This is a genomic window from Shewanella sp. DC2-4 (assembly GCF_013248875.1).
Taxonomy (GTDB): Bacteria; Pseudomonadota; Gammaproteobacteria; order Enterobacterales; family Shewanellaceae; genus Shewanella; species Shewanella oncorhynchi.
This window is the reverse complement of record NZ_JABRVR010000002.1, coordinates 3,251,361-3,277,656: the sequence shown is the minus strand read 5'-3', so window position 1 is coordinate 3,277,656 and position 26,296 is coordinate 3,251,361. Positions and strand designations below refer to the sequence as shown.

Sequence of the window (26,296 nt, the reverse complement as noted above, 5' to 3'; positions counted from 1 at the left end):
CAAATAAGAGTAGTAGGTCACTATGTTTCAGACCTTAAAGATCAATACCTCAGCGTTAAAGTATTCATTTAACTGGCTAGTCCTCGTGGGACTGGCCTTTTTTGTTTCAGCCTGTTCAAAGCAAAACGAAGTCATTTCGTTGGCCGGCAGCACTATGGGCACGACTTATCACATTAAAGTCGTCCCGAATGAGCAGATGCCGACGGCGCAGTTACTTCAAGCGGAAATTGATTTAGCCCTTGAGCTAGTCAATGACCAGATGTCGACCTATCGGCCTAATTCAGAATTATCCCGTTTCAACCAATTGCCATTGGAGCAAAGCGTTGAAGTCTCACCGGATACCATAAAAGTGGTGCAAGAGGGAATACGTTTATATCAAGTGACGGATAAGGCACTTGATATTACCTTAGGTCCTTTAGTTAATCTGTGGGGTTTTGGACCTGATAAGCGTCCAACGAAAGTTCCGACACAGGCTGATATTGATGCGGCTAAAGCCAAAACAGGGATTAGTGAACTTTCCATTGAAGGCAATCGTCTAAGTAAGCACAACACCCATTTATATGTAGACTTATCATCAATCGCGAAGGGATTTGGGGTTGATAAGATCGCTTCCATTCTTGATAAATACCACGCGACAGGGTATTTAGTTGAAATCGGTGGCGAACTGAGTATCAAAGGTGCCAAAGGTGATGGAAGCTCTTGGCGTGTTGCTATAGAGCAACCGACCAATGATGGCTCTGAAGCCGTACAACAGGTTATCGCACCTGGTACTATGGCGATGGCGACCTCTGGTGATTATCGTAATTATTATGAAGAAGACGGCCAACGTTTTACGCATATAATCGATCCGCGTACTGGTTTGCCGATAAATCATAAGTTAGCATCCGTGACGGTATTGCATCAAAATTGTATGACGGCCGACGGTTTTGCGACGGCCATGATGGTTTTGGGCACAGAAGCATCATTGGAGCTTGCCAAGAAGGAACACTTGGCGATAATGCTAATCGAAAAGCAAGGCGACGGATTTAAGGTCTATTACAGCGACGCCTTCAAGCCTTTCCTTATTTAGTTTTTGGAGTAAACCATGACCTCTTTTATTGCGGCATTTGTGATCTTGTTAGTCTTCTTTTTGCTCATGTCGATTGGTTATCTCATCAAGCGCAAAGCCGTTGAAGGAAGTTGTGGCGGTTTAGGTGTTCTAGGGATTGAGAAAGCGTGTGATTGTGATGACCCTTGTGACAAACGTAAACGTCGTATGGCCGCTGAAGAAGCGCGTCGTGAAAAGTTAACGAAAGACCGCATTATCTAAATAGTCTTGATTCGATCATAGCCTCCGATTTAGGGGGCTATTTTTTTGCCTCGTATTTTCTTACACGGGTTAATCATTTGAGATTTATCCTTGGGATTAGAGTGGGATAGCAAGTTAATCTAAGCAGGAATGAGAATGCTTTTCATCATTAAGTGAGTGAAATATAAAGATAATTTGAGTTGGTCGATAAATTGTACTAGGCTAGAAGCTTGATTTAGATCAATCTTTTCACGCTTACCAAGGATAGTAACTTATGAAAGGTCATCCTAAAGTGGTTGGGCAACTGAATCGGGTGCTTACCTGTGAGTTGACCGCCATCAATCAATATTTCCTCCATGCCCGCATGTTTAAACATTGGGGCTTAGAGAAGTTAAACCACGTCGAATACAAAAAATCCATCCAAGATATGAAGCACGCCGATAAGCTCATCGAGCGAGTGCTGTTTTTGGAAGGTCTGCCTAATCTGCAACAACTCGAAAAACTTCGCATTGGTGAACATAGCCAAGAGATGCTCGACTGCGATCTGGCCATGGTGCAAGAGCAGCTTACATTGCTGCGTGATGCGATCAGCTTGTGTGAAGCCGAACAGGACTATGTGAGCCGCGATCTGCTGGAAGATATTCTCGAAGACGAAGAAGAGCACTTAGATTGGCTCGAGTCGCAGCAAGAGCTCATTACGCTAACCGGTATTCAAAATTATCTACAATCGCAAATTAGCGACCAATAGGAGCAAGATATGAAAGGCGATAAAGACGTCATCGATGCGTTAAATCGACTCCTAACGGGAGAACTCTCGGCAATGGATCAGTATTTTGTCCATGCCCATATGTATGAAGATTGGGGCCTGAATGAACTCTATGAGCGTATCGCCCATGAGTCAGATGATGAGAAAGCCCATGCAGCCAAATTAGTGCAGCGCATTTTATTCCTCGAAGGTACACCCAATGTTGCCGCCCGTGAGGCATTGAACATAGGTAAAGATGTAGAAGAGATGCTACGTAATGATCTCGCCTACGAATACAAGGTCGCGGACGATTTGCGCAAAGTGATTGCACTGTGTGAGCAGAAGCAAGATTACCAGACCCGTGAAATCCTTGAAGTATTACTCGACGATACAGAGTCTGACCATATGTATTGGCTCGAAAAACAACTTGGGCTTATTGATCGTGTTGGATTGCAAAACTACCTGCAAACTAAGATGTGAGCCTTAGATTGTTAGGTTGAGTAAATACCTAGGCCACTGAGTGTAATGGCCTAGGAAACTCAGTTATTAAGCATGTCTGTTGTTCCTCACACTTGTCTTGTTCTCTTTTCTAGCGCTAGGCCACATCTTATTGGCCCCAAATCTATCAGGAACACTTGATTACTGTTTTTATATACAGTATTTTGGCGTTGGAGGAATTCAACGTGCGAAAAATTATTCATATCGATATGGACTGCTATTTTGCTGCTGTGGAAATGCGCGACTTTCCTGAGTACCGTGGCAAGCCTTTAGCTGTGGGTGGCAGTAGCGACCGTCGCGGTGTTATCAGTACTTGTAGTTACGAGGCACGTAAATTCGGTGTACGTTCAGCAATGGCAACGGCTTATGCCTTTAAGTTGTGCCCTGAGCTGATTTTAGTACCAGGCCGGATGCAGGTTTACAAAGAAGTGTCGCTACAAATTCGTGAAATATTTTCCAGATATACCCAATTAATTGAGCCGCTTTCCTTAGATGAAGCTTATTTGGATGTGAGTGAGTGCCAACAATATAAGGGCTCTGCGACCTTGATTGCGCAGGCCATTCGTCGCGATATCTTAGCCGAAACGGGTTTAACCGCATCGGCGGGTATCGCGCCAGTAAAATTTTTAGCTAAGGTCGCCTCGGATCTGAACAAGCCAAACGGCCAATATGTCATTACGCCAGAGACGCTTTCTGAGTTTGTTAAGACCTTATCGCTGCGTAAAATTCCCGGTGTTGGTAAAGTCACCGCCGAAAAGCTCTCTTTGCTCGGGCTCAATACCTGTGGTGATGTGCAAGCTTATTCTAAACCTGAGCTCTTAGCGCGATTCGGTAAGTTTGGTGGCGTGTTGATTGAGCGTTCCCAAGGCATAGATGAACGGGGTATTTCTGCCGACAGAGAGCGCAAATCAGTGGGTGTTGAAACCACGTTAGCAAAGGATATTTATAGCTTAGAGCAGTGCCAGCAGGTGATGCCGAGTTTGATCCAAGAACTGTCGTTGCGTTTAAGTCGCAGTGCTAAGGAACGCAAAATACATAAACAGGTGGTCAAACTTAAGTTTAACGATTTCAAGCAGACTACAATTGAGCACCGCAGCGATGAAGTCTCGATTGTAATGTTCTATGAGCTACTCGCACAGGCTATGGAAAGGCAAGAAGGCCGTGGCATTCGTCTATTGGGTATTTCGGTCGGCCTTACCGATTCTACTCTTGTCGTCGCCACAAGCTTAAACGGCCAGACTCAGCTGGATTTAGCACTCTAGCCGTTTATGGTGCCGATAAGCCGCAGACTCATGCCTGCATTGGCTCAATAAGCCTCGGGTGGATTCGCCAACATAAAATCAATTAACAGTCTGACCCGTAAGGGCAGGTTGTCTCGATCGCGATACATCAAGTAGGCGGTGCGCGGAATACCTTGCCACTCGGGCAGTATTTGAATGAGTTTGCCACTTCGTATCTGTTCACTCGCCATGCTGATGGGTATGAGTCCAATCCCAAGCCCCGCCACCACGGCCTGACAGGCAATCGCCATATCATCGACGGCTAGTTTGATATTCCCCCTTGGTTCAAACTCGACATTTTGCCCTGTGCTATTGTGCTGTAAACGCCACGTTTTTGTGGGCTTGGCGATGATAACCGGATGCTGATCCAGCTCTTCAATGGATTGCAGCGCATGCCACTGCGTTGCCGATGTGCTGGTGCAAAGTACAAAGCTAATCGTGGTAAGTGGCCTTGCAATCCAATCGGGATCTTTAGGTTCGCCCACTCGAAAGGCGATATCGATGGCGTTTTCACTGACATCGATATTCATGTTCGACAGACTTAAATCGATATCAATATTGGGATAATGCCGTTGGAAGGCGTTGAGTGATTCACCTAGCCAGCGATAGGTTGTATTGATGGGCGCCGAGATCCGCAATTTGCCAACCGCTTGATGTTTATCCGCATGCAACTCACCAGATACCTGGTTTAACTCGATAAACAGCGGGCCGCAGCGTTCGAGATACCGCTGACCTGTGGCGGTAAGGTTGACTTTATGGGCGTCTCTGTGCAGTAAACGCAGACCTAAGGATTGTTCTAACAGATTGATTCGACGGCTTAAGGTTGAAGGTGGAATGCCTAAATGCTGCGCCGCGAGCTTAAAACTCCCTTGCTGTGCCACCACCCAAAATAAGCGCATATCGTCTAAGGAATAATTAAGTTTCATATTTGGAATTTAAGCTCTCAATATTGTGTGTTTTAATAATATATGAAACTTATAAACTAAGCTCAATCCCAATTACCTCCCTAGAGGCCGATATGAAATCCCATACACCTTACATGACATTCGTTTGTCTACTGATTTGCGTTTTTAGCTGGGGCAGTGTGTTTCCGATTGCTAAGCGAGTGCTGGAGGAGATGTCAGGAGAATCCCTCGTCTTCTGGCGTTTTACCATTGCGGCTGTGACTCTAGCGTTATATATCGTTTTTACTCGTCAGGTTTGGCCCAAATTGAGTTTGGTGCAATATATTGTCATAGCGTTAGTGGGTGTGATTGGTGTGGGCGGCTTAAATCTGGCGTTATTTAATGGCCTGCAGCATACCTCTGCTGCCAATGGTGCCTTGATTATGGCGCTCAGCCCGCTGGTGACTTCAATCGTCAATGCGCTATTACAGCGTGAATGGCTCAGCAGACAACAAGTGTTTAGCTTAGTGGGTGGATTGGCGGGCGTACTGCTAGTGATCACCAACGGTAGTGTTCAGCAGTTGCTCAACTTTAGTTTTAACCAAGGTGATGTGATGATTGCCGCCGGCATGTTGGCGTGGAGTGGTTATACCATTTGTTCGCAACGGGTCGGCCATCGGTTGCCTGTGTTGCCATTTACCTTGCTGAGTATGATAGCTGCCAGTGTGTCTATGTCCGTGGTTGGGCTTGGCCGAGGTGAGTTTCACCCTTGGCTGGAGTTGATGGAAGTGTCGGCAACGGCTTTTTCTAGCGTGCTCTACATAGGTTTGTTCGCCACTGTGCTCGGTTATCTGTTTTGGATTAACGGCGTTAAAGCGCTTGGCCCCGCTAAGGCATCGATCTTTTTTAATCTCGTGCCCGTTTTTGCAGCATTAACGGCGTTAGCCATGGGGCAGGCGGTGACGGAAATTCAGTTGGTAGGGATGCTGATAGTGATCCTTGCGTTGATGTTACCTATGTTAGTCAACCTGCGCGCGGCAAGAGGCTTAGTGGTTAAGCGCTGCTAATCAGTGCTAGCTTTGCTGTTTAAATATAAGGGAGCACCTGAATTCAGATAATCACTGCGACAGGTTTATGCTCCCTTATTCGTTAGAGGGGACTTTTCAAACATCACTGATTTACAAAAGGTAACTTATATAAAAGCTTTCACCCTCAACAAATTACAGTTTAAAGCGGCTGACCAGCGCAGTGAGATTACTCGCCATTGACGAGAGTTGTACGCTTGCTGCGTAGATTTCATCAGTGGTTCGTAGACTCTCCTCCGACTGTTCGGCAATGTGTTGAATATTTTGATGACTCTCGTTGGCCATAGTGGTTTGCGCTTTAGCTGCTAGGGCGATTTGATTATTCATCTCACTAATTTGGCTGACCATTTCTGCAATATGCGCTAAGGCTTCACCGGCATTACTGGCGGCTTCTACGCTTGAGATAGCCTTTTCATTACCGATATTAATCGCCGCCACAGCGCTTTGAGTGCCATTTTGCACATTGGCGATCATTAATTTAATTTCTTCGGTGGATTGGTGAGTCTTAGAGGCAAGGGATCGCACTTCATCGGCAACCACTGCAAAGCCGCGTCCTTGTTCGCCCGCGCGCGCCGCTTCAATTGCAGCATTAAGGGCTAATAGATTCGTCTGTTCGGCAATGGCTTGAATCACCTCAAGCACGCGGCCAATATGTTGGCCTTCCTGTTCGAGTTTATTGATCTGCATTTCTGCCGTGCCTACATCTCCCGCAAGTTCACGAATCACATTGATGGTTTTTTTCACTCTTGCCTGACCGTCGGCGGTAAATACGTCGGCTTGTTTAGCGGCATCGGCGGCATGACTGGCACTGACTGATACTTCTTGTACTGAGGCGGCAATATGATCGCTGGCATCGGCGATTCTGTGGGTGGCAGCTTGTTGATCCATCAAGTTATGTTTTGCTGATGCGCTGGTTTTGGCTAGACCTTCGGCAGCGGTGTTGAGCTCTGATGTAGACTGTTTAAATTGCGAGATAATACCGTGTAAGTTATCGAGAAAATGATTGAATGCCTTGGCGAGATCACCAAGCTCGTCTTTAGAGGTTAAGTGGACTCGTTCGGTCAAATCGCCATCACCATCGGTAATGTCGTGGATTTTTGCGAGTAAAACCGCCAGCGGTTTGCTGATGAGTTTAGGCAGTGCAACGATAAAGAGTATGCAGATCAAGAGACTGATGGCTAAGGCAATTAACTGCATCTGTTGTCCATGATTGGCATCATCATCTACTTGGGCTATCGCTGCGGTAGTATTACTGTTTAAATCATTGATTAAATGATTAATGTTCTGGTGTAGTTGCTCGAATTGCGTTGCTGCTTGACCGAAACTAAGATCAATCGCCGTTGTTCTACCGTTACGGCCATTTTGGGTGCGTTGATTACTGATTTCTGTGGTTGTCGCTCGCCAAATATCGAAACTGTGATTCAATTCATTGAGCTTATCTTTAGCGAGGGGACTTGTGGTCACATCGGCAAACTTATCAATATGTTCTTTAACGAGAGAGATACTATTAGTGTGCTGCTTTAAAAGGTCGTTGTAAGAGTCTGTGCCCACGTTAACAAACATCAGGCTGCGCTCGGCCACTTGAGCTTGATAAAGCTCTTTATCGGCTTGTAGTAGTTCAGATTGGCTAGGTAAGTATTCAAGCGCGAGTGTATTCGCGCTGTGATTTAAGGCTTTGAGTCCTAAAATGCCAGTTGAAGAGGCGAAGATGACTACGCCAGCGAGTAGCAGACTTGGATAAGTCAGTTTCTGATTAACGGATAGATCTTTATACCATTCCATAGTCACGCCCTCCTTGATTGATACACTGAAAAGGTGAGAGCCGCAATAACCTCTGTGGTAAGAGTGCAGCCCATCACTGGCGTTCTCTGGTAATTAGAGTCCAAATTGATCTAGGTTGATCCCAATCGTGATAGCACCAATTGCAGCATCGCCATCCATCACTGGAATAGAAATTTGTACTAGATAGGCTTGGGAGCTCTCGTCAAATTTGACCGGACCTATGTGTTTATCACCTTTGCCATTGGCGAAGGATTTTTGCCATTTATCTTCATCACCCTGCCAATAATCTGAAGTTTTACTGATCATGGCGACGTTTGCGCCTTGATTGTCCATGAGGAAAATTTCTTGGTAGTAAGGTTTGCTGGCTTCGAAGGTCGTGAGAAACTTAGCCGCTTCGTTGTTCATCAGGGATGACATAAAGTCATCAATACCTGCGGTGGCAATCCATTTTTCATCTAATGTTTTGATTGAATCTAAGCTTTTGCCTTGGGCGTTTTGCGCTTTAACGGCATTCACCAGTACCACTTCTCTGCCTAATGGCATCAGTGAATCGGCTAGGTCGATAACGGCTTTGGGGACTTCTTCGGCGAAACTGAGGTTACTGCTGAGCAGTAGTGCGGCGGCTGACAAGATTTTACCAAATTTCATGATCTCTATTCCTTAAGGTCACAGTATTGAAGGGGAAAGCGGTTATCTCTAAAAGCGCGATAAGCAAAAATACGTTAGGGTAAGACAGAACAACTATAGTAGAAAATTCAAGTTATTCAGTTCTTTCATAAAAATTTTATCGATGGCATTTCTACACACAAATAGAAGCCGTGGTAAAAAATAAGGCCACATCTGACTTGAGCAGATGTGGCCTTGAATTGAGTGAGCTTGGGTAAGGTTAGAACATTAAGCCTTGACTGGAATGCGCTCGAGTACGGCTAATAATAATGTCCAATATTGGCCTACTGTGGTGATGTTTACCATTTCGTCTGGACCGTGTGGATAGCGAATGGTGGGACCAATCGAGACCATGTCCATGTCTGGATAGGGTTTCTTGAATAGGCCGCACTCGAGACCAGCATGGATCACCATGATCACTGGCTCTTTGTGGTAAATGTCTTGATAGGTTTCGCGCACTATCGCCATTACAGGTGAGCTGTTATCTGGCTTCCAGCCTGGGTAAGCACCGCTTAAATCGATATCGGCTCCGGCTAAGTTGGTCAGCGCAGTTAACATGCCTTCGACTTGAGTACGGCCAGAATCGATCAGCGAGCGGATAAGGCACAGGATAGTGACTTCTTCATCGTTAGTGCTGATAACGCCAACGTTGAGCGAGGTTTCAGTCACACCTTCGACTTCATCACTCATGCGGATCACGCCGTTCGGGCACACATGCAGCAAATCGATCAGGGTATTTTGGCTGTTTTCGCTCATCACACGTTTTGGCGTGGGGATAGTGTTTAACACTAAACGCATATCGGGATCGGCAATGGCGAGTTCGGTGCGGATAAGCGCTTCAAACTCAGCGACTTTTTCGTTTAAGGCGCTGACGTTTTCTTCTGGCAACATAAAGCTGATGTTGGCTTCACGTGGGATCGCATTACGCAGTGAACCGCCGCTAAATTGGGTCAACTCCAACGCTAAATCATCTGCGTTTTCAAAGAGGAAACGCGCCAATAGCTTGTTGGCATTACCACGACCTAAGTGAATGTTCACACCAGAGTGACCCCCTTTTAAGCCAGATAAGTGCAGGCTAAAGGCTGAGTAACTTTGCTCAGAGGCTTGCCACACCATAGGCAGGGTGATTTGAGCATCAACGCCACCGGCGCAGCCCATGTAGATTTCACCTTCTTGCTCTGAGTCGGTATTGATCAGAATATCAGCGTCTAACATGCCAGCCTGTAAACCGAAGGCGCCTGTCATGCCCGCTTCTTCATCTATCGTCAGCAGCACTTCTAATGGACCGTGCTTGATATCATCAGAGCCTAAAATGGCTAAAGCCGATGCCATGCCAATACCGTTATCTGAACCTAAGGTTGTACCCTTGGCTTTAACCCAATCGCCATCGACATAAGCTTCGATAGGATCTTTAGTAAAATCATGCACTTTATCGGCATTTTTTTGTGGCACCATATCGATATGAGCTTGAATAACCACTATTTTACGATCTTCCATACCCGGCGTCGCAGGTTTACGGATGATCAAGTTGCCAACGGCATCCTCAACGACGGCAAGTTGTTTGCTTTTAGCCCACGCTTGAATGTGCTGGCTTAAGGCTTGCTCATGCTTAGATGGATGGGGAATCGCGCAAATTTGTTCGAACCATTGCCATAATGGCTGCGGGTATAACTGACTTAAGGCTGTCACTTGAGTGTCCCTCATAAGGTCTTGTGGGTATAGGGCAAATTTGCGGCCATTCTACCACATTCTGTGCAGCCAAATAATCTCAGCGTCACAGGCTTTTGGTGAGCTGGCAGCCAAAGTTTCCAGTTCGATTTTTTCTGGGAGTGTCGGTACCACTTTTAGATTGGTAATTAAGCGATAGAGCGGGAATAATGCAGGCACAATAATGAAAAAGGATGGGTCATGTTTCAAGTTAACTTCGTTGATGTAAAAGCAGAAAATGCCATTTTTGATGGTGAAGGCTGGGATGCGGTTGTGGTGGTGACGCCCGATCTGGATTCTATCGGTTTTGATGAGATAGGTTTATTGGCTCAGCACGGTGCCCACGTGGATAAGCGCGTGGGTAAGAGCCCGACATTACTGTTTGCCCCAGGGCTTGCGGGAGGGCGTTTGATCATTGCCCCTGTCACCCAAGTGAATGACGAGTATGTGGACGTGCGAGTCTATGCCAATGCTGCAAGGGCGGCGATTGCCATTGCAAAAGACGCAGGTGCAAAACGTCCATTGTTATATGTAGTGCCATCGAAGGACTCACGTTTTAGTTTTGCCTCTGAAGTCGCAGCATTAGCCTGCGGTCAAGAACTGTGGCAAACCTTAGAGCTGCGTGAAGCGACTGGCTTAACGCCTGCATTTGAGGCCATAGGGTTATTATCTTCATCAACCCATAACAGCAATTTGCTCAATGCCTTAGAAGCGGGCCGCGTATTAGCGCGGGATTTGTGTGGTACTGAACCTGAGCGCATGTCGGCTAAAGCCTTTGCCGATTATTGTCTGCAATCCTTAGCGGGCAGCGTGATCAAAACCGCAGTGGTAGAAGACAGAGATATTTTAGAGCGTGATTATCCGCTACTCAGCGCCGTGGCGCGTTCTTCTTTTGCCGTCGGTCGTCATCAGCCTCGCGTGGTGAAACTAGAGTATCTGCCAGAGGGTCAAGTGACTCGCACTTTCCTGTTTGCGGGTAAGGGCGTGATTTACGATACCGGCGGCGCCGATCTGAAAGTCGGCGGCGCTATGGCGGGTATGAGTCGTGATAAAGGTGGCGCTTCTGCCGTGGCGGGTTTATTTAAAACTCTGTCAATGCTCAAGCCTAAAGGTATTCGAGTGATTGCCGAGTTAGGTTTAGTGCGTAACAGCATAGGCAGCGAAGCCTTCGTGACCGATGAAATTATTACGAGCCATGCGGGTGTGAGGGTACGAATTGGTAATACGGATGCCGAAGGGCGCTTAGTGCTGGCGGATTTACTGAGCCATTTACGTATCAAAGCCGTGTCAGCGGTGAAGCCTGAGATGTTTTCGGTAGCAACACTCACAGGTCATGTCGTACGTTGTTATGGCAGTTATCCTGCGGCGGTGGAAAACTCAGTAGCGAGTTCACAGCAATGCGCTGTCACTTTACAGCAGCAGGCGACTCAATGGGGTGAGCCCTTTGAAGTGTCTACATTACGCCCTGAAGACTTCGCTAAGATCCGCGATGTGTCAGGCGCTGCTGAAATATTATCTTCCAATAATGCGCCATCATCGATTACCGCCCGTGGACATCAATATCCCGCGGCATTTTTACTGAAAGCATCGGGGCTATTTGACCATGGTGTAACAGCCCCTATTCCCTTGGCTTACACACACTTAGATATTGCAGGCAGTGCAACAGAAGGTGATCCGCTCTACGGCAAACCTACAGCGAGTCCGCTGGTGGGCTTGTATCAATATCTGATCAATCGCTAACGATTTGTGGTAACAAATAGAAATAATTCTGTAATATCTTATTTATTAGATATTTACAGGGTTATTTCTGTTTTTCTGTGAAGCAGGTCGCCATTAACCTCACTATAATTGTGTAATTTAATTACATTAAAAAGCCTTAATCAAAAAAAATACAAATAAAGGTTGTAATAAAACTACAAATCCATATAATTGCTTTCGTGGATTAGGCACTATGCCTTTCCTCTCTAGTCTATCCAGGATGGATATTTTTCTCCAAGGACCTGAGTGACAAGTCGTCTCAACGGATATGAGAATCTCTAGTTCCAAGGAACCGAGCCAAGCTTCACTAGAGTACTTAATCACAACTAATTTAGGAGTATTGACTATGTCTTATACAGGCAACAACCATATTTATTGGCAAAACACTTGGTTTAACACTGATGTTTTGCGTGGCGGTTTATTCGCCATGAGCTTTAAGGCCTAACCCTCCTTAAAGTTTAAGTTTCCATCATCCATCAACCTTTGTATCGCCTTTTTTGGCGTGTTTAGACTCAAGTAGCATATTGATGTTTTTGCATGAATATGCCAGGTTTTTCCCGCTAGCGCGGTAATGTACTTCCCCGAAAGGGACGCTTGAAATATGTCTTTGCCTGCTCATTGAGCAGGCTTTTTTTTGTCTTTTTTTTTGCTTAAGCGTTTAACGGTTTTGCCTGATGGTAATGAGCGTAAATGGTTCGTGTTAGAAGTGATGCGGTATGGACAACAAATGGATATGGGGTTCAATATACAAGCTATCGGCCTATCGCTTGTGATACTTGTTACTCAGGGACTGTTTATGGACACTAAGCTGTTTTTTCAAAATGGTAAGTTAACACTGGATATCAACCCCAGTGAGATGCGAATGTCGCATTGGGTTTATGCGCCAGTGTTAATCAATACTGAAACGGCGGAAGTGCTTTTTGATTTATCAGGGAAGGGCTGGGATTTTCGGTCTGCAGAAGAAAATGGTGATGACATCATTTTAAAGCTTGCCCGTTATCCTGATGCGAACAACGTATTTAGGCTTGTTCTGAATATATCAAAAGACAGAGCAAGCCTTAACGGTAATATTTTTTCAATTAATGATGTGTGTAAGGTATTAGAGGATATTGCCTAACAAGTGATATATAGATTTTTTAATTTTTATATATAAATCATAGCCTTTAATCTGCAAAGATATATGCGGCAAACCCTACCCAACTTAATAGTAAAAGCGTTATTGCAATCCAAGTCGCGGTGGTGAACTGACGTTGAGATTCGAATAATGCGTCTGAATCCTCTAGTTCATCAGTGTCATTAACTGTGCGAGATTTTGCTCTCAACTGTTGTTTACGTGCTTTATCCCGTTCGCGAGCTTTGGCTTTTTGCAGCTTTTTATATTCAGCTATACCTTTTTCAATCCCTTGGGCAATGAGTTTAGTTTGCTCTTTGGTTTGGCCCGGCTTTTGGGTGGCTTTGGCTGCGACCAGTGCTTCTTGTTGAGTTTCTGTCGAGATAGTGGGTTTCATCTGGGCTCTGCCTAAATTAATGCGGCTGTGGCTAAAAGGTGACAGCTAAAAGTGTAAACGCAGCGATTATACCTACATTAGGCCTCAAAAACGTAAGATGAATATCTTCTTTCCATTAAAAAATCAGTGGGTGTCCACCCTCTGGGGCGGGGATATATACGGGCTCGTAGTCCCATACTTCCCTAATGGTATCAACCGACAAAGCATTGGATGGCGTGCCTTCACTGACGATTCGCCCTTGTTTTAACACAATTAATTGATCGCTATAGCGCGCGGCTTGGTTTAAGTCATGCAGTACCACTATTACAGTGTAGCCTTGTTGGTGAGCTAAGTTTTGGGCTAATTCAAGTACTCTGTGCTGCTGGGCAAGATCTAACGCCGATGTTGGTTCATCCAGTAATAGTACGGGCGGAAACGGCGATTGCCTGAGTTGAGTTAAGACTCTGGCGAGTTGGACTCGCTGTTTCTCGCCGCCAGAGAGGGTTGGATAGCTGCGCTTAGCCAGATGGGTTAAGCCCACTTGCGCCAGTTGCTCGGTAACTAACGCATCACCTTCTATCTTACTGATGGTTAAGGGATATAAGCCCATTGCTACGACTTCTGACACAGTGAAAGGAAAGGTGAGGCTGGCGTGTTGCGGCAGTACAGCTAAGGATTTTGCCAGCTCGCTCCTAGGCCAATCCGCCAGCTGGCTATGGCCTAGTCGTATACTTTGCCTTGGTGTGCTGATTTCTTGGCAAAGGGCTTTAAGCAGGGTGGATTTACCCGCACCATTTGGGCCGAGTAGGGCGGTTACCGCACCCGATTGAAACTGTACATTAATATCACTGAGCACGGTTTTTGGACCGATGCTGACATCGAGCTGACAAATGCTGAGCTGGGTGCGATCAAATTGCGCCTTGGCTGAATAAGTTGTCGATTGTGTTGGTTGATTTGCAAAGGATGTTGCAGCCATAAAAACTCGCTTAGATTAGCTTACTGCGTTGTTGCAGTAGTAAAAAGATGAAGAAAGGCGCACCGATGAGCGCGGTGACGAGTCCAACGGGTAACTCGGCAGGCGGTAAAAAAGCGCGCGCGCCGATATCGGCCAATGCCAATAGGGCTGCACCTAAAAGTGCGCTGATGGGCAGCAGTTGGCGATGATCTGGCCCTAACATCATGCGCACTAAATGCGGCACGACGAGGCCGATAAAGCCGATAATTCCTGTTGCAGCTACACTTACGCCAACCCCTAAGGCGCAAAGCAAAATAAGCCTAAGTTTGAGCCTATCGACATCTATCCCTAAGTGGCGTGCTTCGGATTCGCCAAGCAGCAAGGCATTGAGTGCCGCCGCATCTTGGTGAAATCGCCAACTCAGTAGCGCTAAGGTCACAAGACACAGACTGACATATAGCCACTGCGCACCTGCAATCGATCCCATTTGCCATAGGGTTAAGTCACGTAGCGCCATGTCGTTGGCAAGATATGTGAGAACACCTATTCCTGCGCCTGCCAGCGCAGCTATGGCAACACCCGATAAAAGTAATAATACGACCGATGTACCTGTTGGGCTGCTGGCGAGTCGGTAGACGATAAGGGTGGTCACTAATCCCGATGCAAACGCACTGATGGGGATCATCAATGGATTCGCGTTGGGTAGCAGCACGATACAGATGGCTGCGCCAAGTGCTGCGCCGGATGACACTCCGATAATACCGGGATCCGCTAAGGGATTGCGAAAAAGCCCCTGCATTACCGCGCCGCACTGTGCGAGCGTAGCGCCTACTGCTAACGCCAGTAATGTCCGCGGTAAGCGCACATTGTTGATTACCAGTTGCTCGTGGGGCGCAATATTGCCGATATTTTGCTGGGTAGCCCAATTGAACACTGCATTTAGGGCGTCGATAAAGCTGATGCTAACGGGGCCAGTGCTGACCGAGAGTAAGCCGCTTAGGGCTAACAGTGTGACTAGACTCGGCCAGAGCCAGCGGTTGAGGCACATCTCAAATATCCTTTCTATTTTTATCTGGGGTTAATTAGTGCTAACTGTACTCATCGCTGTGTTTGTTAATGGTTTTGCTTGAGCAATGTGCTGGCGAGCGTATCCGCGGCGCTTATGGCACTGATGCCTAAACCACCGAGAAGGGCTTGCGGTGCTAGTGTTTGAATATGGCCGTTTTCCCCTGCTGGGGTATGGGCGAGTAGTGGCATCTCTTTCAACAGTTCTTGGGCAATTTGTGCATTAGTTTGATCTGTGGGTTTATCGCTACGCTTTGACAGCAAAATAATGTCGGGCTGTAAGGATAGAATCCCTTCTTGAGACATGCTTTTGTAGCCATCAAACTCGGCGATATTTTGTGCCCCAGACAGCTCAATAATAGTATCTGCGGCTGTGCCTTTACCGCCAACACGTGCACCGCGGCCTTCTTGTAACAGCATGAAGAGAATTTTGGGCTGAGAGCCAGCATCGCGCACTTGTTGTTTTTTACCCGCTAAGCTTTGCAGTTGTTGATGTAAATCTTGTTTTAATTTAACCGCATGTTCTTGGCGATTGAGTAAGTGACCTAAGGTATCCACATTGTTCATCAGTTGTGGTTCATCATTTGTTGCGGGTAATTGCACAACTTGGATATTCGCCTGTTTTAATACCTTTAGTGTGGTTTCTGGTCCCATCACATCTGAACCGACAACCAGCGTTGGGGAGAGGGCAATAATGCCTTCGGCGGAGAGCATTCTGTGATAACCAAGCTTAGCCACATGGCTCAAACTTTCAGGCACATAGCTGGTGGAGTCGATGGCGACTAGCTCATTGCCTGCGTCGAGGGCGAGTATGAGCTCTGTGACTCCTGTACCCGCACTCACGAGTCTTATCTCTGGCTCGGCACTCAGTTCAGCGCTAAAAACGCTTGAGGATAGTAAGGCCGTAAGTGCTGATGTGAAAAAAATAAATTTTTTCAATGCTTTATATGTGCGTCTATGTTGATAACGTTGAGCAATGGAACCTTTGTTTACTGGTATTTTAGTTGCTTGAAACAACATGGTTAAACTCCTAATACAACTTGTTCGCGACAGGCTTAGATGCCGTTTTTTGATGTCAGACTTTTGCTTTCTCGTTTAAATGGCTGGTTCGGATACGCTAATGCTCCATCAAAATTTGGGTCTGACTGATGGACTGCGTCTGCAACAGTGCAAGCAGTTGCATCAAAGGTTCCACTGGCGCGGCTTTGTCGGCGGCAATGACAACCGTCGCCTTCGGCATAGTCTGAAAATGTGCAGTAAATTCAGTGGTAAAAGTGGCTAAGTCATCAAACTCTTTGCCATCAATAGCCCAATAAGGCGCTGTTGCCATGATATTGATGGCAATTGTTTGTTTGTTGTCGATTGCCGTGATGGCCGAGCTTGGGCTTTGTGGCACATCTACCGGCAAACTTAATAATTGGCTATTTGCCGTCAGCAGTAAAAACACCAGCACGATAAAAATAATGTCGATTAACGCGGTTAAATCTAGGCTCGGAAGTTGCTCAGGCGAAGCAATGCCAGCCTGCGATAAGAATGGTTTATCTGCACTTATCATGTCTGTGGCTCAATTTGAGAATGGGGCTTGGATGCCAATTTTTGCTCGACTCTGGTTTTACTGACTCGGGTGAATGCATGGTAATGATTGGCATCAATTGAAATATCTTCGATACCCGCTAACCAGAGATTGAGTTGATTGAGCACATGCCCAGCACGCAGGCATTGGCCTTGAGCCCAGATCCCAAAAAGATGGGCGGCGGTAATGGCGGGCACGGCGATCATGAGTCCGGCAGCTGTGGTGTTCATCGCAAGGCCCAGTCCAGCACTGAGTTGTGCTGGAGTGACGGGGCCTTGTGATTGCCCGAGTTGGGCAAACATTTCGATGAGTCCCAATACTGTGCCGAGCAAACCGAGTAGTGGACTAATGATGCCAATCACTTGTAAAACCTTGAGTCCGGCTTGCAAGTCGCGTTGTTGCTTATTGAGCCACAGACTGAGTAATTCTTCCCTTAGCACTTTTGGCTGGTGGACTTGTTTGAGTAGCAAGGTCGCGCCACGGGCGAGTAAATCTTGCTGTGCGCTGGTTTGCGCTAGCAGCGCGCTGACGTTTTCAGTGGTTGCCGCTGAGCTTGATTGACGCAATGCTTTTACCCAGGCCTGTTTTTTGGGCCAGATTGATAGCAAAGTTTGATGCAAAAACAAGGCGCTACGTTCAAGGCAGATCATCAAAGCTAAAAAAGCACATAACAACAAGGGCCAAGTCAGCACGCCAAGCTGAGTCTGTAGGGTTGAAAAATCAGTTACGGGCATTAAGCCTCTCCAATCTATTGAAAAAAGTAGTTTTATATGTAAGTTAGTAAAACAAAAATCAGGCTAGTTGTGCGGTGGCTAATTCCCTACGAGCTAACTCTCCACGGGCTAACTTTTCAGTGGCAACATTGGGCCTGTTAGTTGAGCGCGAAGCGAATAGGCACTCTGACCTTATAATGACTCGCTAGCCTTTGCGCTGGCGCCGCAAATTGCCAGTTTTCAACTGCATCTAACGCGGCTTGATCTAACAGACTGAACCCTGAGCTTTTTACTAACGTCAGTGCAAGTTGCTCACCAAGTTCGTTAAACATCACTTCTATGGTTGCGGTGCCTTCTAGCCCTTTTTTACGCGCTATCTTTGGATAAGTCGGTTGCGGTGGCGCTGCAGCGAACAGCGGTTTGGCTAATTCCACTATGTTAGTTTGGGCACTGTCAGCTGTTTCACTGGCCACATTTGGGGTCGCTTTTGCATCAACTTCGGCTGCGTTAGTGATTAAATCCATTTGTGCAGTTTTGGGTTCTGTTTGATGTTCAATTTGTTCGAGTCGCTTATGTGCTAAAACGCTTGGATTTAAAGCACTTGGTTCTAAAGCGTTCGTCGCTAAAGGGTCCGTATTCGGATGATTGTTAGCCGTGGGTTTTGTTGCTGAAGATTTTTTGGCGAGTTGGCTGTCAATTCGTTGATCAGCTTTAGTTTTCGGGATAACCGCCTTATTGACAGATTCTGCTGTTGATACTTTTTGCGCTGTACTGTTTTTTTGCACTGTACTGTTCACAGTGGCTACTTTGGCGTCTGTTTGCTTGATGGGCTCTGCACTCGTGTTGCTTGCAGCGCTAGTCGCGGTAGAAAAATTAAGGGTGACAGTATTCGCGCTGGGAGTGAGCGATGCTTGGTTTACGCTCGATGATTGGGCGCTTGGCTGCATAGTCATAGCGGGTTGGGAGGCGATAACACCCGTCTGGATGGCAACCGTTAACGCGCCAAAGGCAAGATATCGTTTTGGTGTCACAGCAACCTCTTTTTCCAATGAAAGCCATTTTCCTAATTAAGATATCTCAATATAAACAAGATCGCAAATGATAATGATTTGCATTTGATCTATTTTGTTGTCTCAGGTAGAGTGCCTGCAATAGCTCGAATGAGCGCTTTAAAAAGCAGCTAAACCGACGATTTATCCTACTTTATGGGTACTGATTGCCTTGGGCTCGATCTGGAAGAGGCTCAATCTCGAAAGAGCCAAATCTGGAACAGACTTAATCTCGAAAGGATTGGCGTCTGGAAAGAGAGTCTAGGCTCAGTAATAAATTGTACGGAAACAGCTGAATATCACTTGAGGATGAAGAGATGAAAAAAAAGCCGTTAGTGATCGCCATGGCGATAGCACTGAGTGGTACGGCCCTAAGTTTTACGTTAGCGGCAGAGGAAAGTGTTAAGCCTGTTGTTCAACAGGATGCGGATAAAAAACTGGTCACAACAGAGTTTGATGAAGTATTAGTGAGTGCAACACGCATCAGTGAAAAAGCCTCCGAAACCAGCCGTAGCGTGGCAGTGGTGGATGAAGAGCAACTTACGGTCGCCCAAGCATCATCAGTTGCCAATGCCCTTAAAAATGAGGCGAATATTACGTTGACCAATGGCCCAAGAGCTTCATCTCAAGGGGTTGAAATCCGTGGTTTAAGTGGCGATCGTGTGTTGCAAACAATTGACGGCGCAAGACAAAATACCAGCTCTGGTCACAGAGGTACCTACTTTATGGACCCTGAGTTGCTCAAATCCATCGAAGTGCTGCGCGGCCCTGCCAGTAGCTTGTGGGGCAGTGGTGCCCTCGGTGGTGTCGTAGCGCAGAATACTAAGTCGGCACAAGATTTTTTAGCGCCAGATGAGACCTTTGGTGGCTATTTCAAACAAGGTTATGAGACCAATGGCTCCCGCACTAAAACCAGTGGCGCTATCTATGGTCAACAAGACAGCATCGATTGGTTACTCAATGGTTCCTATTACGATTCAAACAATATAAAAACTGGTAATGACGAAACTCTAAACAACAGTGCATCCCAAGGCAGCAGTGGTTTAGCTAAATTCGGTTGGCAAGCCGACGAGGCATCACGGTTAGAGTTATCTGCAAGAGCCAGCAAAAACAATGAATTAGTACCGAGCAATCCTTCTGCTGCTGTGAGTAGTTCAGTGCCTTTGGTGCGCCGCAAGACTGACGATAAAAACCTCACCCTAAACTACAGTCTCAATCCTGCTAATAACCCGTATCTGGATACTAAGATGCAAGTGTATTGGAACAGTACCGACTACGATGAAGACCGTATTACGAAAGGTCAGCAAGACAGTACTGAGTTCCGCACTGTGGGGATTAACCTTAATAACAGTTCGCGTTTAGGCAATACTCTGTTGACCTACGGGGTCGATGGTTTTCGCGATACCATAGAAACGACGCGTGATGATTCGGGCCAAGTGGGCCAGCGTCCAGATAATATCGATGGCGAAACCACAGTATGGGGCGCTTTTACGCGGGCAGATATTGAGTTGACTAAGACGTTAAATCTTGATGCGGGTCTGCGTTATGACAGCTTTAAAAATGACAGCCATAATCTCAACTTATCCTCAGATGACAATGAGTTATCACCATCGCTTGGCTTGGTGTGGCAGACTCAGCCTTGGTTGACCTTAAGCGCACGTTACGATCAAGCCTTCCGCGCACCTACGGTAGAGGAAATGTTCTCCAGCGGCACCCATTATTGTATCCCGCCAATCCCCGGATTTTTACCCCAAGGTTTATGTAACACCTTCGCGGTGAATTCGGATCTAAAAGCAGAGACTGCGCGCAATAAAGAAATCAAAGCGGACTTACGTTTCAGTGAGTTAGCGGGTGATGATGAACTGGCGCTAACGTTTAACGTTTTCCGTAACGATGTGGACGATTTTATCGTGCAGCAAGTGTCTAATCCTTGGCGTGGCATTCCTGGATTCGAGCAAACGACCTCATGGAATAACGTTGAAGATGCACGTTTAACAGGTTTTGAAATTAGCGGTCGTTACCGTATTGGCCAAACTCGTTTAGCGATGAATTACGGCCAAACCCATGGCGAAGATCGTCAAACGGGCGATGATATAGAAAATATACCCGCCAATAAGTTCAATGTCGATTTATCCCAAGGCATTATGGAAGGCGACATGAAACTCGGTACTCGCGTCACTTATGTGGCGACTCAGTCGAATACGCCTGACGGCTTTAAAGTGGCGAAATACGACGATTACACCCTATGGGATGTGTATGTAGCGTGGGAGCCGACTATGGGCGCGATGGCGGGTGTGAGAGTGGATTTCGCAATCGAAAATATCGGTGATGAGAAGTATCAACAAGCGTGGCAAACCTTGTATCAACCGGGTCGTAATATGAAGTTATCGGCGCGCTATATGTTCTAAGCCACTCAATAGTCACTACCGCTGGAGACAGTAAAATGAAGATGACACTCGATACCGAGCTCAATGTCGCGCCAGATTTAAACTCTGAGCAACGTCAGCTAAGTGAGCAACAGGCGCAATTGCGACAACGATTTGAACAACAAGCTGATTTAATGCCAGCGCAGCTCGCCAGTGAATTAGGCATTGCCGAGCTCGAAGTGGTTGCAGCGCTGCCGCCCGAACAAGTGGTGTTTGTTCCGTTAACTCAGCTCGATACATTACTGCAAGCCTTACCCAAATGGGGAAAGTTAACCACTATTGTGATGTTATCTGGCAGCGTATTTGAATTTAAAGGAGATTTCCCCGAGGGAAAATACGCCCACGGTTATTACAACCTCTACAGCAAGGGGGACGGTTTGCATGGTCATCTCAAATTAGATGCCATGAGTGGTATCGCTTTGATCAGCAGACCTTTTAGAGGCAGCGAGAGCCATTCGATTAACTTTTTCGGCAGTGAAGGTGAGGTGGTGTTCAAAGTGTATTTAGGCCGTGATAAACAAAGAGCACTGTTTCCTGAGCAAGTTCGCCAATTTAAAGCGCTCGCGACAGCCTTTGCCTCGGTGCAATCACACCTCTGAATTGCAGCATTAACAAAAGTATTAAGGAAAACAGTAAATGAAGCCTGAAATTACCGAACAAGAACAGCGTTTAAGAGACAAACTCTTACCCGAAATCGAAGCCTTTAAACAGCAGCGCGAGACCTTGCAACTAGCCACCATTGGTACAGATGGCCAGCCGAATGCGAGCTATGCGCCCTTCGCACTGGCAGATGATGGTTTTTATATTTTGGTGAGTGACTTAGCCCGTCACGGTCATAATTTAAAGCACTCATCTAAGGTCTCTGTGATGTTAGTTGAAGACGAAACTGCGGCCAAATCGGTTTTTGCCCGCAAGCGTTTAACCTTCGATGCGATTGCCGAGGCAGTGCCCCGCGATACGCCCGACTTCAGCAAAGGTGTTGGTGTGTTATCGGCACGTTTTGGCGAAATGTCCGATAACCTTGCGGCGTTAACCGATTTTAACTTATATAAGCTCGCGCCTCATCAGGGTCTTTACGTCAAAGGTTTTGGCCAAGCATTTAGCCTGAGCGGCGCAGAGTTGTTAGATGTGGATTGGAAGCGCGATGGCCACCACGGCACGCCAAAAACGCCGGAAAACAAGCAAGTCGCTTAAGCCGCGTCAAGCTATTGTAATAAAACAAACCCGCACTCGCTGCGGGTTTGTTTTATGCTTTTCTTTTGAGTAAAACCACACAGCCCTTGAATTCCACTGCAAGAGGTAGCATCTCACTTATATGCTTTAAGTAATGCTGCGCGGTTAACGGCTGCAGATGATCCCATTCATGCTGATGTTATATTTGAATTGCCTTACCTACCTCAAGGATGCCACCCGTGACCGAGCCTACAGCTGAACTCGCCAAATCTTCCGAACCCATTAAAGCGGGGGCTGAGCCATTGCCCGAAAAGTTAATTCCAGTCACGTCTACAACAAGCGCTGATACATCAAAGGCTAAATGGACCTCGGCGCAGCAAAGATCGGTATTGCCTTGGATTATGGGTTTTCTTAAACCCTACAAACTGAAAGTTGTCGCGGCGATTATCTGCTTGATGATAGGGTCGCTCGCTTGGTTATCATTGGGCCAAGGTGTGCGCTTGATGGTCGATGAAGGCTTTGTAAGGGATAATGCGCAGCGGCTGAATGAAATCATACTGTTAGTGCTCGGAATTACCGCCGTCAGTGGCACAGCTGTGTTTTGCCGCTTCTACTTGATGACTTGGCTTGGCGAGCGGGTCAGCGCCGATATTCGTCTAACGGTTTACAATCAACTGCTTAAACTCTCTCCCGCCTTTTACGCTAAGGTGCGCACTGGTGAAGTGATCTCCCGTTTTACCGCCGATTCTACTTTGCTACAAACTGTGGTGGGTTCGAGTCTGTCCATGGCGCTGCGCTCTAGCGTAACTGTGCTTGGTGGTTTAGTCATGATGGGTATCACTAGCGTTAAGATGACATTGCTGGTGTTGTTGGCTGTGCCCTTAGTGTTAGGGCCGGTGATCTTTTTCGGCCGTAAAGTCCGTACGCTGGCGCGAGAAAGCCAAGATAGGGTTGCCGATCTCGGCGCTTATGTTGATGAAACGCTTCATGAAATCCATACGGTGCAAGCCTATGGGCATGAAGATAAAGACCGTAGCTTGTTCAATCGCCGCGTCGAAGATGTCATGTCTGCGGCCAGTGGCCGGATCCGTTACCGTGCCTTGCTGATCTCAACTGTGATGTTTTTAAGTATCGCCGCGATTGCTATGGTGACTTGGGTTGGTGCCCACGATGTGATGGTGGGTAAGATGACGGGCGGTGAGTTATCTGCCTTTATGTTTTACGCTGTGATGGTCGCGGGCGCAGTGGCGACGATTAGCGAAGTGATAGGCGAAATTCAGCGGGCTTCTGGCGCCGCCGAACGTTTAATCGAACTGGCTGAAACACAAGTGGATATTCCCGTTGCAACTCATCCTGTGACTTTGCCCGCCAAGGTCAGTGGCGAGTTAATGATTGAAGGACTCAATTTTGCCTATCCAGAGCATGATGCCTTAGTGCTAAAAAAGCTCAATATGGCTATTGCCGCGGGTGAGCGGGTTGCCTTAGTCGGGCCAAGTGGCGCGGGTAAAAGTACCTTGTTCCAGTTATTGCAACGCTTTTATGCGCCTAGCGCTGGCAGTATTCGACTGGAAGGTATTGATATTGCCAATCTTCTGCCACAGGAGTTGCGGTCGCAGTTTGCTCTAGTGCCGCAGGACTCGGTGATTTTTGCGACTAGCGTACTTGAAAACGTGCGTTATGGTCGAGTCGATGCCACCGAGCAAGAAGTGATAGATGCCTGTATTGCGGCCCGTGCCCACGAGTTTATTAGCGAGTTTACTGAAGGTTATCAAACCTATTTAGGTGAGCGTGGTGTGCGGCTTTCTGGTGGACAAAAGCAACGTATTGCCATTGCGCGGGCTATTTTAGCCGACAGACCGATATTGTTACTCGATGAAGCAACCAGCGCCTTAGATGCGGTAAGCGAGCAGAAAGTGAAGCAAGCGTTGGACGTATTGATGGCGGGTAAAACCACCTTGATTATTGCCCATCGCTTATCGACGGTAATCAATGCCGATAGGATTTTTGTATTTGATAAGGGTGAGGTTGTCGCCTGCGGTCGCCATCAAGAGTTAATGCAATCTAATGCGTTATATCGTGAATTTGCCAGTCTGCAATTGTTAACCGAAGAGGCCAATGCCAGCACCTTGAATGAGACCATTTAGGTAAAATAAAACCCAGTTGCTAGCTGAAACGCTCAGGCTAGCTTACTGGGTCTTTTATTGTGTTTTTGTTTCTTAGCTTTGCCTTTAAATGCGGTTTTTAAGCTTTATCTTTTAGCTCGCGGCGCAGAATTTTGCCTACGGTACTTTTAGGTAATTGCGTCATAAATTCAATGACTTTTGGCAATTTATAGGCGGTTAACTGCTCGCGGCAATAGGCTAGAATGGCCTCTTTAGCTTGTTGATGATCTTGGCTATCATCCTTTAGCACAATAAAGGCTTTAACCGCTTCGCCCGAGTGCTCATCTTTTACTCCCACCACGGCGCATTCGATCACATTAGGGTGGCTTGCTAGGACGTTTTCCACTTCGTTGGGATAGACATTAAAACCTGAGACTATGATCATATCTTTTTTACGATCAACTATTTGGTGGAAACCTTCTGCTGTTGCTATGGCAATATCCCCAGTTTTAAAGAAGCCCTCTTGAGTCATAGCATTGGCGGTTTCCTGCGGATTATTCCAATATCCCCGCATGACTTGTGGGCCGCGTGCAGCTAATTCTCCGGCCTTACCTAAGGGCACTTCAATGTCGTTTTCATCTAAGAGTTTAACCTCAGTGCCAATCACAGGTTTACCAATAGTGCCTAGTTTTTGATAACCGGGTGCATTGAGTGAAATCACCGGCGAAGTTTCAGATAGCCCATAACCTTCACTGATCATGTTGCCTGTCGTCTGTTGCCAAATGTTGGCCGCAGCGGCCGTCAGTGCTGTGCCGCCCGAGATGGTGATTTTTAAATGGCTAAAATCGAGTGCTTTAAACTCGGGTTGATGGCATAGGGCGACAAACAGAGTATTGAGTCCTGCAAATCCAGTGAAGGGATATTTGGCGAGTGTCTTAATTAAGCCGCTAATATCCCGTGGATTTGGAATTAATACCGAGCAGCCGCCACACTCGAAATACAGCACTAAGTTCACCATAAACGCATAAATATGGTAAATCGGTAGCGGTGCAACGAAGATATCTTCTCCTTCGGTGATCACGCTCGCGATGCGGGATTTTACCTGCGCCGCATTAGCGAGCATATTGCCGTGGGTCAACATGGCACCTTTAGATAATCCAGTGGTGCCGCCCGTATATTGCAACGCCGAGAGGTCGTCGAGATTTGAGATAAATCGGCTAAAGGGGAGTTCTGCGCCTTGTTTTAAAATTTGGCAAAACTCCACATTCTTCAGGCCTGTCTTAGGCTGTACGTGCGGATCGATCAAATCTAAAGGGTGGGTTGAAATGACGTATTCTATTTTGGTGCTGTCGATGACTTTGGCTAAGGTCGGTAATAGATCGGATAACACCACGATCGCTTTGGCACCAGAATCATTGAACTGATGGATGAGCTCACGCTCGGTATATAGGGGATTAGTGTTAACTAAGATAAGCCCAGCCCTGATTGCGCCGTAGGCCGCGATGACAAATTGGGTGATATTAGGCAATTGAATGGCGATGCGATCGCCCGGTTTGAGTGTGGTCGTATTTTGTAAATAGGCGGCAAAGTAACGAGAATCGCGTTCTATCTCGTTAAAACTGCTGGTTTTACCGAGACAGGCATAGGCGGGTTTATCACCGTAACGCAGGCTGGTTTTCTCGATCAGATCGACCAGTGATGAGTAGTTTAGTTTGAGTTGAGAGTCTTGATCGTATGCCATGCTGAACTACCTCAAAGATGATGTTTATTAGTTGTTATTATTTTGGAGTTAAACAGGTGTTTAGATTAGAGGGTGTTAGCACTAGAGGTCAATGCTTATCGCGAAAAACATCTTTATGCCAATAACGGTATCTTTATGTAACAAATAGTATTTTTACTCTAAAGCTAAGTGCTTAACTATAGCTTAGTTATCTTAGAATCTTAGTTATCTAATGAACCACAAAACCTAAATAAGAGTTGAAGGAAAGACAATTTAAAATTTGTAACCGTTATGTTTCTAAGGATTAAGATTAAATGTGCTCAATTTGCTTTGTCTATGC

General features: G+C 46.6%; 25 protein-coding genes. 12 read left to right on the top strand and 13 right to left on the bottom strand.

Translation table 11 applies throughout. The features are described 5' to 3' along the window. Window positions 1–22: 22 nt before the first annotated feature. From HQQ92_RS15045 to dinB, 5 genes are all read left to right on the top strand, one after another. Complete coding sequence (locus HQQ92_RS15045; RefSeq protein WP_105250020.1) at window positions 23–1,069, top strand: FAD:protein FMN transferase; 1,047 nt, start codon at window positions 23–25, stop codon at window positions 1,067–1,069. 15 nt (window positions 1,070–1,084) lie between these two features. After that, entirely contained in the window at window positions 1,085–1,309 is a 225-nt protein-coding gene (gene nqrM / locus HQQ92_RS15040) for a (Na+)-NQR maturation NqrM (protein WP_105250019.1), read from the top strand. A 253-nt stretch (window positions 1,310–1,562) separates the two neighbouring features. Then, entirely contained in the window at window positions 1,563–2,036 is a 474-nt protein-coding gene (bfr, locus tag HQQ92_RS15035) for a bacterioferritin (RefSeq protein ID WP_006080475.1), read from the top strand. Window positions 2,037–2,045: 9 nt separating this feature from the next. Further along, the gene (bfr, locus tag HQQ92_RS15030) at window positions 2,046–2,513 is read left to right on the top strand and encodes a bacterioferritin (RefSeq protein WP_011918791.1); all 468 of its coding nucleotides are present in this window, start codon (window positions 2,046–2,048) and stop codon (window positions 2,511–2,513) included. A gap of 203 nt (window positions 2,514–2,716) precedes the next feature. Next, window positions 2,717–3,793 carry a DNA polymerase IV gene (dinB, locus tag HQQ92_RS15025; protein ID WP_173246435.1) on the top strand — a complete coding sequence of 359 codons (1,077 nt, stop codon included), beginning with the start codon at window positions 2,717–2,719 and terminating at the stop codon, window positions 3,791–3,793. A gap of 44 nt (window positions 3,794–3,837) precedes the next feature. Here dinB and HQQ92_RS15020 read toward each other — a convergent pair whose 3' ends face one another. Beyond that, window positions 3,838–4,737: a LysR family transcriptional regulator gene (locus HQQ92_RS15020; RefSeq protein WP_173246432.1), complete on the bottom strand. Its 900-nt coding sequence runs from the start codon at window positions 4,735–4,737 to the stop codon at window positions 3,838–3,840. A 92-nt stretch (window positions 4,738–4,829) separates the two neighbouring features. On the opposite strand from HQQ92_RS15020, the gene HQQ92_RS15015 reads away from it, so the two are divergent. Next, window positions 4,830–5,762, top strand: coding sequence for a DMT family transporter (locus tag HQQ92_RS15015; protein ID WP_173246429.1), 933 nt, complete (start codon window positions 4,830–4,832; stop codon window positions 5,760–5,762). 153 nt (window positions 5,763–5,915) lie between these two features. Here HQQ92_RS15015 and HQQ92_RS15010 read toward each other — a convergent pair whose 3' ends face one another. The 4 genes from HQQ92_RS15010 to HQQ92_RS14995 form a co-directional block, all read right to left on the bottom strand. Then, window positions 5,916–7,562, bottom strand: a complete 1,647-nt coding sequence (locus tag HQQ92_RS15010) for a methyl-accepting chemotaxis protein (protein WP_173246426.1) — start codon at window positions 7,560–7,562, stop codon at window positions 5,916–5,918. Between the two features lie 93 nt (window positions 7,563–7,655). Beyond that, window positions 7,656–8,210, bottom strand: coding sequence for a cache domain-containing protein (locus HQQ92_RS15005; protein ID WP_028761558.1), 555 nt, complete (start codon window positions 8,208–8,210; stop codon window positions 7,656–7,658). 246 nt (window positions 8,211–8,456) lie between these two features. Beyond that, window positions 8,457–9,917 carry an aminoacyl-histidine dipeptidase gene (locus HQQ92_RS15000; RefSeq protein WP_028761557.1) on the bottom strand — a complete coding sequence of 487 codons (1,461 nt, stop codon included), beginning with the start codon at window positions 9,915–9,917 and terminating at the stop codon, window positions 8,457–8,459. 51 nt (window positions 9,918–9,968) lie between these two features. Next, complete coding sequence (locus HQQ92_RS14995) at window positions 9,969–10,145, bottom strand: hypothetical protein (RefSeq protein ID WP_158682986.1); 177 nt, start codon at window positions 10,143–10,145, stop codon at window positions 9,969–9,971. On the opposite strand from HQQ92_RS14995, the gene HQQ92_RS14990 reads away from it, so the two are divergent. After that, complete coding sequence (locus HQQ92_RS14990; RefSeq protein WP_173246423.1) at window positions 10,137–11,675, top strand: leucyl aminopeptidase family protein; 1,539 nt, start codon at window positions 10,137–10,139, stop codon at window positions 11,673–11,675. The genes HQQ92_RS14995 and HQQ92_RS14990 overlap by 9 nt on opposite strands. A 715-nt stretch (window positions 11,676–12,390) precedes the next feature. After that, window positions 12,391–12,810 (top strand): hypothetical protein, encoded by a 420-nt coding sequence (locus HQQ92_RS14985; protein ID WP_254306331.1) that lies wholly within the window; start codon window positions 12,391–12,393, stop codon window positions 12,808–12,810. Between the two features lie 46 nt (window positions 12,811–12,856). On the opposite strand, the gene HQQ92_RS14980 is transcribed toward HQQ92_RS14985, so the two are convergent. From HQQ92_RS14980 to HQQ92_RS14950, 7 genes are all read right to left on the bottom strand, one after another. After that, a complete protein-coding gene (locus HQQ92_RS14980) occupies window positions 12,857–13,201 on the bottom strand; it encodes a DUF2956 domain-containing protein (RefSeq protein ID WP_173246420.1) in 345 nt (114 codons plus the stop codon). Window positions 13,202–13,316: 115 nt separating this feature from the next. Next, window positions 13,317–14,156, bottom strand: coding sequence for a heme ABC transporter ATP-binding protein (locus HQQ92_RS14975; protein WP_173246417.1), 840 nt, complete (start codon window positions 14,154–14,156; stop codon window positions 13,317–13,319). A 10-nt stretch (window positions 14,157–14,166) separates the two neighbouring features. Then, a complete protein-coding gene (locus tag HQQ92_RS14970; protein WP_173246414.1) occupies window positions 14,167–15,183 on the bottom strand; it encodes an iron ABC transporter permease in 1,017 nt (338 codons plus the stop codon). 65 nt (window positions 15,184–15,248) lie between these two features. Continuing rightward, window positions 15,249–16,220 carry a hemin ABC transporter substrate-binding protein gene (locus tag HQQ92_RS14965; RefSeq protein WP_173246411.1) on the bottom strand — a complete coding sequence of 324 codons (972 nt, stop codon included), beginning with the start codon at window positions 16,218–16,220 and terminating at the stop codon, window positions 15,249–15,251. Window positions 16,221–16,317: 97 nt separating this feature from the next. Then, a complete protein-coding gene (locus tag HQQ92_RS14960) occupies window positions 16,318–16,755 on the bottom strand; it encodes a biopolymer transporter ExbD (RefSeq protein WP_028761550.1) in 438 nt (145 codons plus the stop codon). After that, complete coding sequence (locus HQQ92_RS14955; protein WP_173246408.1) at window positions 16,752–17,507, bottom strand: MotA/TolQ/ExbB proton channel family protein; 756 nt, start codon at window positions 17,505–17,507, stop codon at window positions 16,752–16,754. Before HQQ92_RS14955 ends, HQQ92_RS14960 begins: the two co-directional genes overlap by 4 nt. Window positions 17,508–17,644: 137 nt before the next feature. Next, window positions 17,645–18,517: an energy transducer TonB gene (locus HQQ92_RS14950; RefSeq protein ID WP_173246405.1), complete on the bottom strand. Its 873-nt coding sequence runs from the start codon at window positions 18,515–18,517 to the stop codon at window positions 17,645–17,647. 335 nt (window positions 18,518–18,852) lie between these two features. Between HQQ92_RS14950 and HQQ92_RS14945 the strand changes: the two genes are divergently transcribed. The 4 genes from HQQ92_RS14945 to HQQ92_RS14930 all read left to right on the top strand — a co-directional run bounded on the left by HQQ92_RS14945 (window position 18,853) and on the right by HQQ92_RS14930 (window position 24,278). Beyond that, on the top strand, window positions 18,853–20,943 hold the full coding sequence (locus HQQ92_RS14945) for a TonB-dependent hemoglobin/transferrin/lactoferrin family receptor (protein WP_173246402.1): 2,091 nt from the start codon (window positions 18,853–18,855) through the stop codon (window positions 20,941–20,943). Between the two features lie 35 nt (window positions 20,944–20,978). Next, entirely contained in the window at window positions 20,979–21,560 is a 582-nt protein-coding gene (gene hutX / locus HQQ92_RS14940) for a heme utilization cystosolic carrier protein HutX (RefSeq protein ID WP_375539963.1), read from the top strand. A gap of 37 nt (window positions 21,561–21,597) precedes the next feature. Then, window positions 21,598–22,155 carry a heme utilization protein HutZ gene (hutZ, locus tag HQQ92_RS14935; protein WP_173246400.1) on the top strand — a complete coding sequence of 186 codons (558 nt, stop codon included), beginning with the start codon at window positions 21,598–21,600 and terminating at the stop codon, window positions 22,153–22,155. 218 nt (window positions 22,156–22,373) lie between these two features. Further along, a complete protein-coding gene (locus HQQ92_RS14930) occupies window positions 22,374–24,278 on the top strand; it encodes an ABC transporter transmembrane domain-containing protein (RefSeq protein ID WP_173246397.1) in 1,905 nt (634 codons plus the stop codon). Window positions 24,279–24,375: 97 nt separating this feature from the next. Here the strand turns inward: HQQ92_RS14930 and HQQ92_RS14925 are convergent, their stop codons facing one another. Then, a complete protein-coding gene (locus tag HQQ92_RS14925) occupies window positions 24,376–25,977 on the bottom strand; it encodes an AMP-binding protein (RefSeq protein ID WP_173246394.1) in 1,602 nt (533 codons plus the stop codon). Window positions 25,978–26,296 lie beyond the last annotated feature (319 nt).

Coding starts and splice junctions, on each gene's coding strand:
- HQQ92_RS15045 (WP_105250020.1), top strand. CDS start 23: ATGTTTCAGACCTTAAAGATCAATACCTCAGCGTTAAAGTATTCATTT.
- nqrM (WP_105250019.1), top strand. CDS start 1,085: ATGACCTCTTTTATTGCGGCATTTGTGATCTTGTTAGTCTTCTTTTTG.
- bfr (WP_006080475.1), top strand. CDS start 1,563: ATGAAAGGTCATCCTAAAGTGGTTGGGCAACTGAATCGGGTGCTTACC.
- bfr (WP_011918791.1), top strand. CDS start 2,046: ATGAAAGGCGATAAAGACGTCATCGATGCGTTAAATCGACTCCTAACG.
- HQQ92_RS15020 (WP_173246432.1), bottom strand. CDS start 4,737: ATGAAACTTAATTATTCCTTAGACGATATGCGCTTATTTTGGGTGGTG.
- HQQ92_RS15015 (WP_173246429.1), top strand. CDS start 4,830: ATGAAATCCCATACACCTTACATGACATTCGTTTGTCTACTGATTTGC.
- HQQ92_RS15010 (WP_173246426.1), bottom strand. CDS start 7,562: ATGGAATGGTATAAAGATCTATCCGTTAATCAGAAACTGACTTATCCA.
- HQQ92_RS15005 (WP_028761558.1), bottom strand. CDS start 8,210: ATGAAATTTGGTAAAATCTTGTCAGCCGCCGCACTACTGCTCAGCAGT.
- HQQ92_RS14990 (WP_173246423.1), top strand. CDS start 10,137: ATGTTTCAAGTTAACTTCGTTGATGTAAAAGCAGAAAATGCCATTTTT.
- HQQ92_RS14980 (WP_173246420.1), bottom strand. CDS start 13,201: ATGAAACCCACTATCTCGACAGAAACTCAACAAGAAGCACTGGTCGCA.
- HQQ92_RS14975 (WP_173246417.1), bottom strand. CDS start 14,156: ATGGCTGCAACATCCTTTGCAAATCAACCAACACAATCGACAACTTAT.
- HQQ92_RS14970 (WP_173246414.1), bottom strand. CDS start 15,183: ATGTGCCTCAACCGCTGGCTCTGGCCGAGTCTAGTCACACTGTTAGCC.
- HQQ92_RS14965 (WP_173246411.1), bottom strand. CDS start 16,220: ATGTTGTTTCAAGCAACTAAAATACCAGTAAACAAAGGTTCCATTGCT.
- HQQ92_RS14960 (WP_028761550.1), bottom strand. CDS start 16,755: ATGATAAGTGCAGATAAACCATTCTTATCGCAGGCTGGCATTGCTTCG.
- HQQ92_RS14955 (WP_173246408.1), bottom strand. CDS start 17,507: ATGCCCGTAACTGATTTTTCAACCCTACAGACTCAGCTTGGCGTGCTG.
- HQQ92_RS14945 (WP_173246402.1), top strand. CDS start 18,853: ATGAAAAAAAAGCCGTTAGTGATCGCCATGGCGATAGCACTGAGTGGT.
- hutX (WP_375539963.1), top strand. CDS start 20,979: ATGAAGATGACACTCGATACCGAGCTCAATGTCGCGCCAGATTTAAAC.
- hutZ (WP_173246400.1), top strand. CDS start 21,598: ATGAAGCCTGAAATTACCGAACAAGAACAGCGTTTAAGAGACAAACTC.
- HQQ92_RS14925 (WP_173246394.1), bottom strand. CDS start 25,977: ATGGCATACGATCAAGACTCTCAACTCAAACTAAACTACTCATCACTG.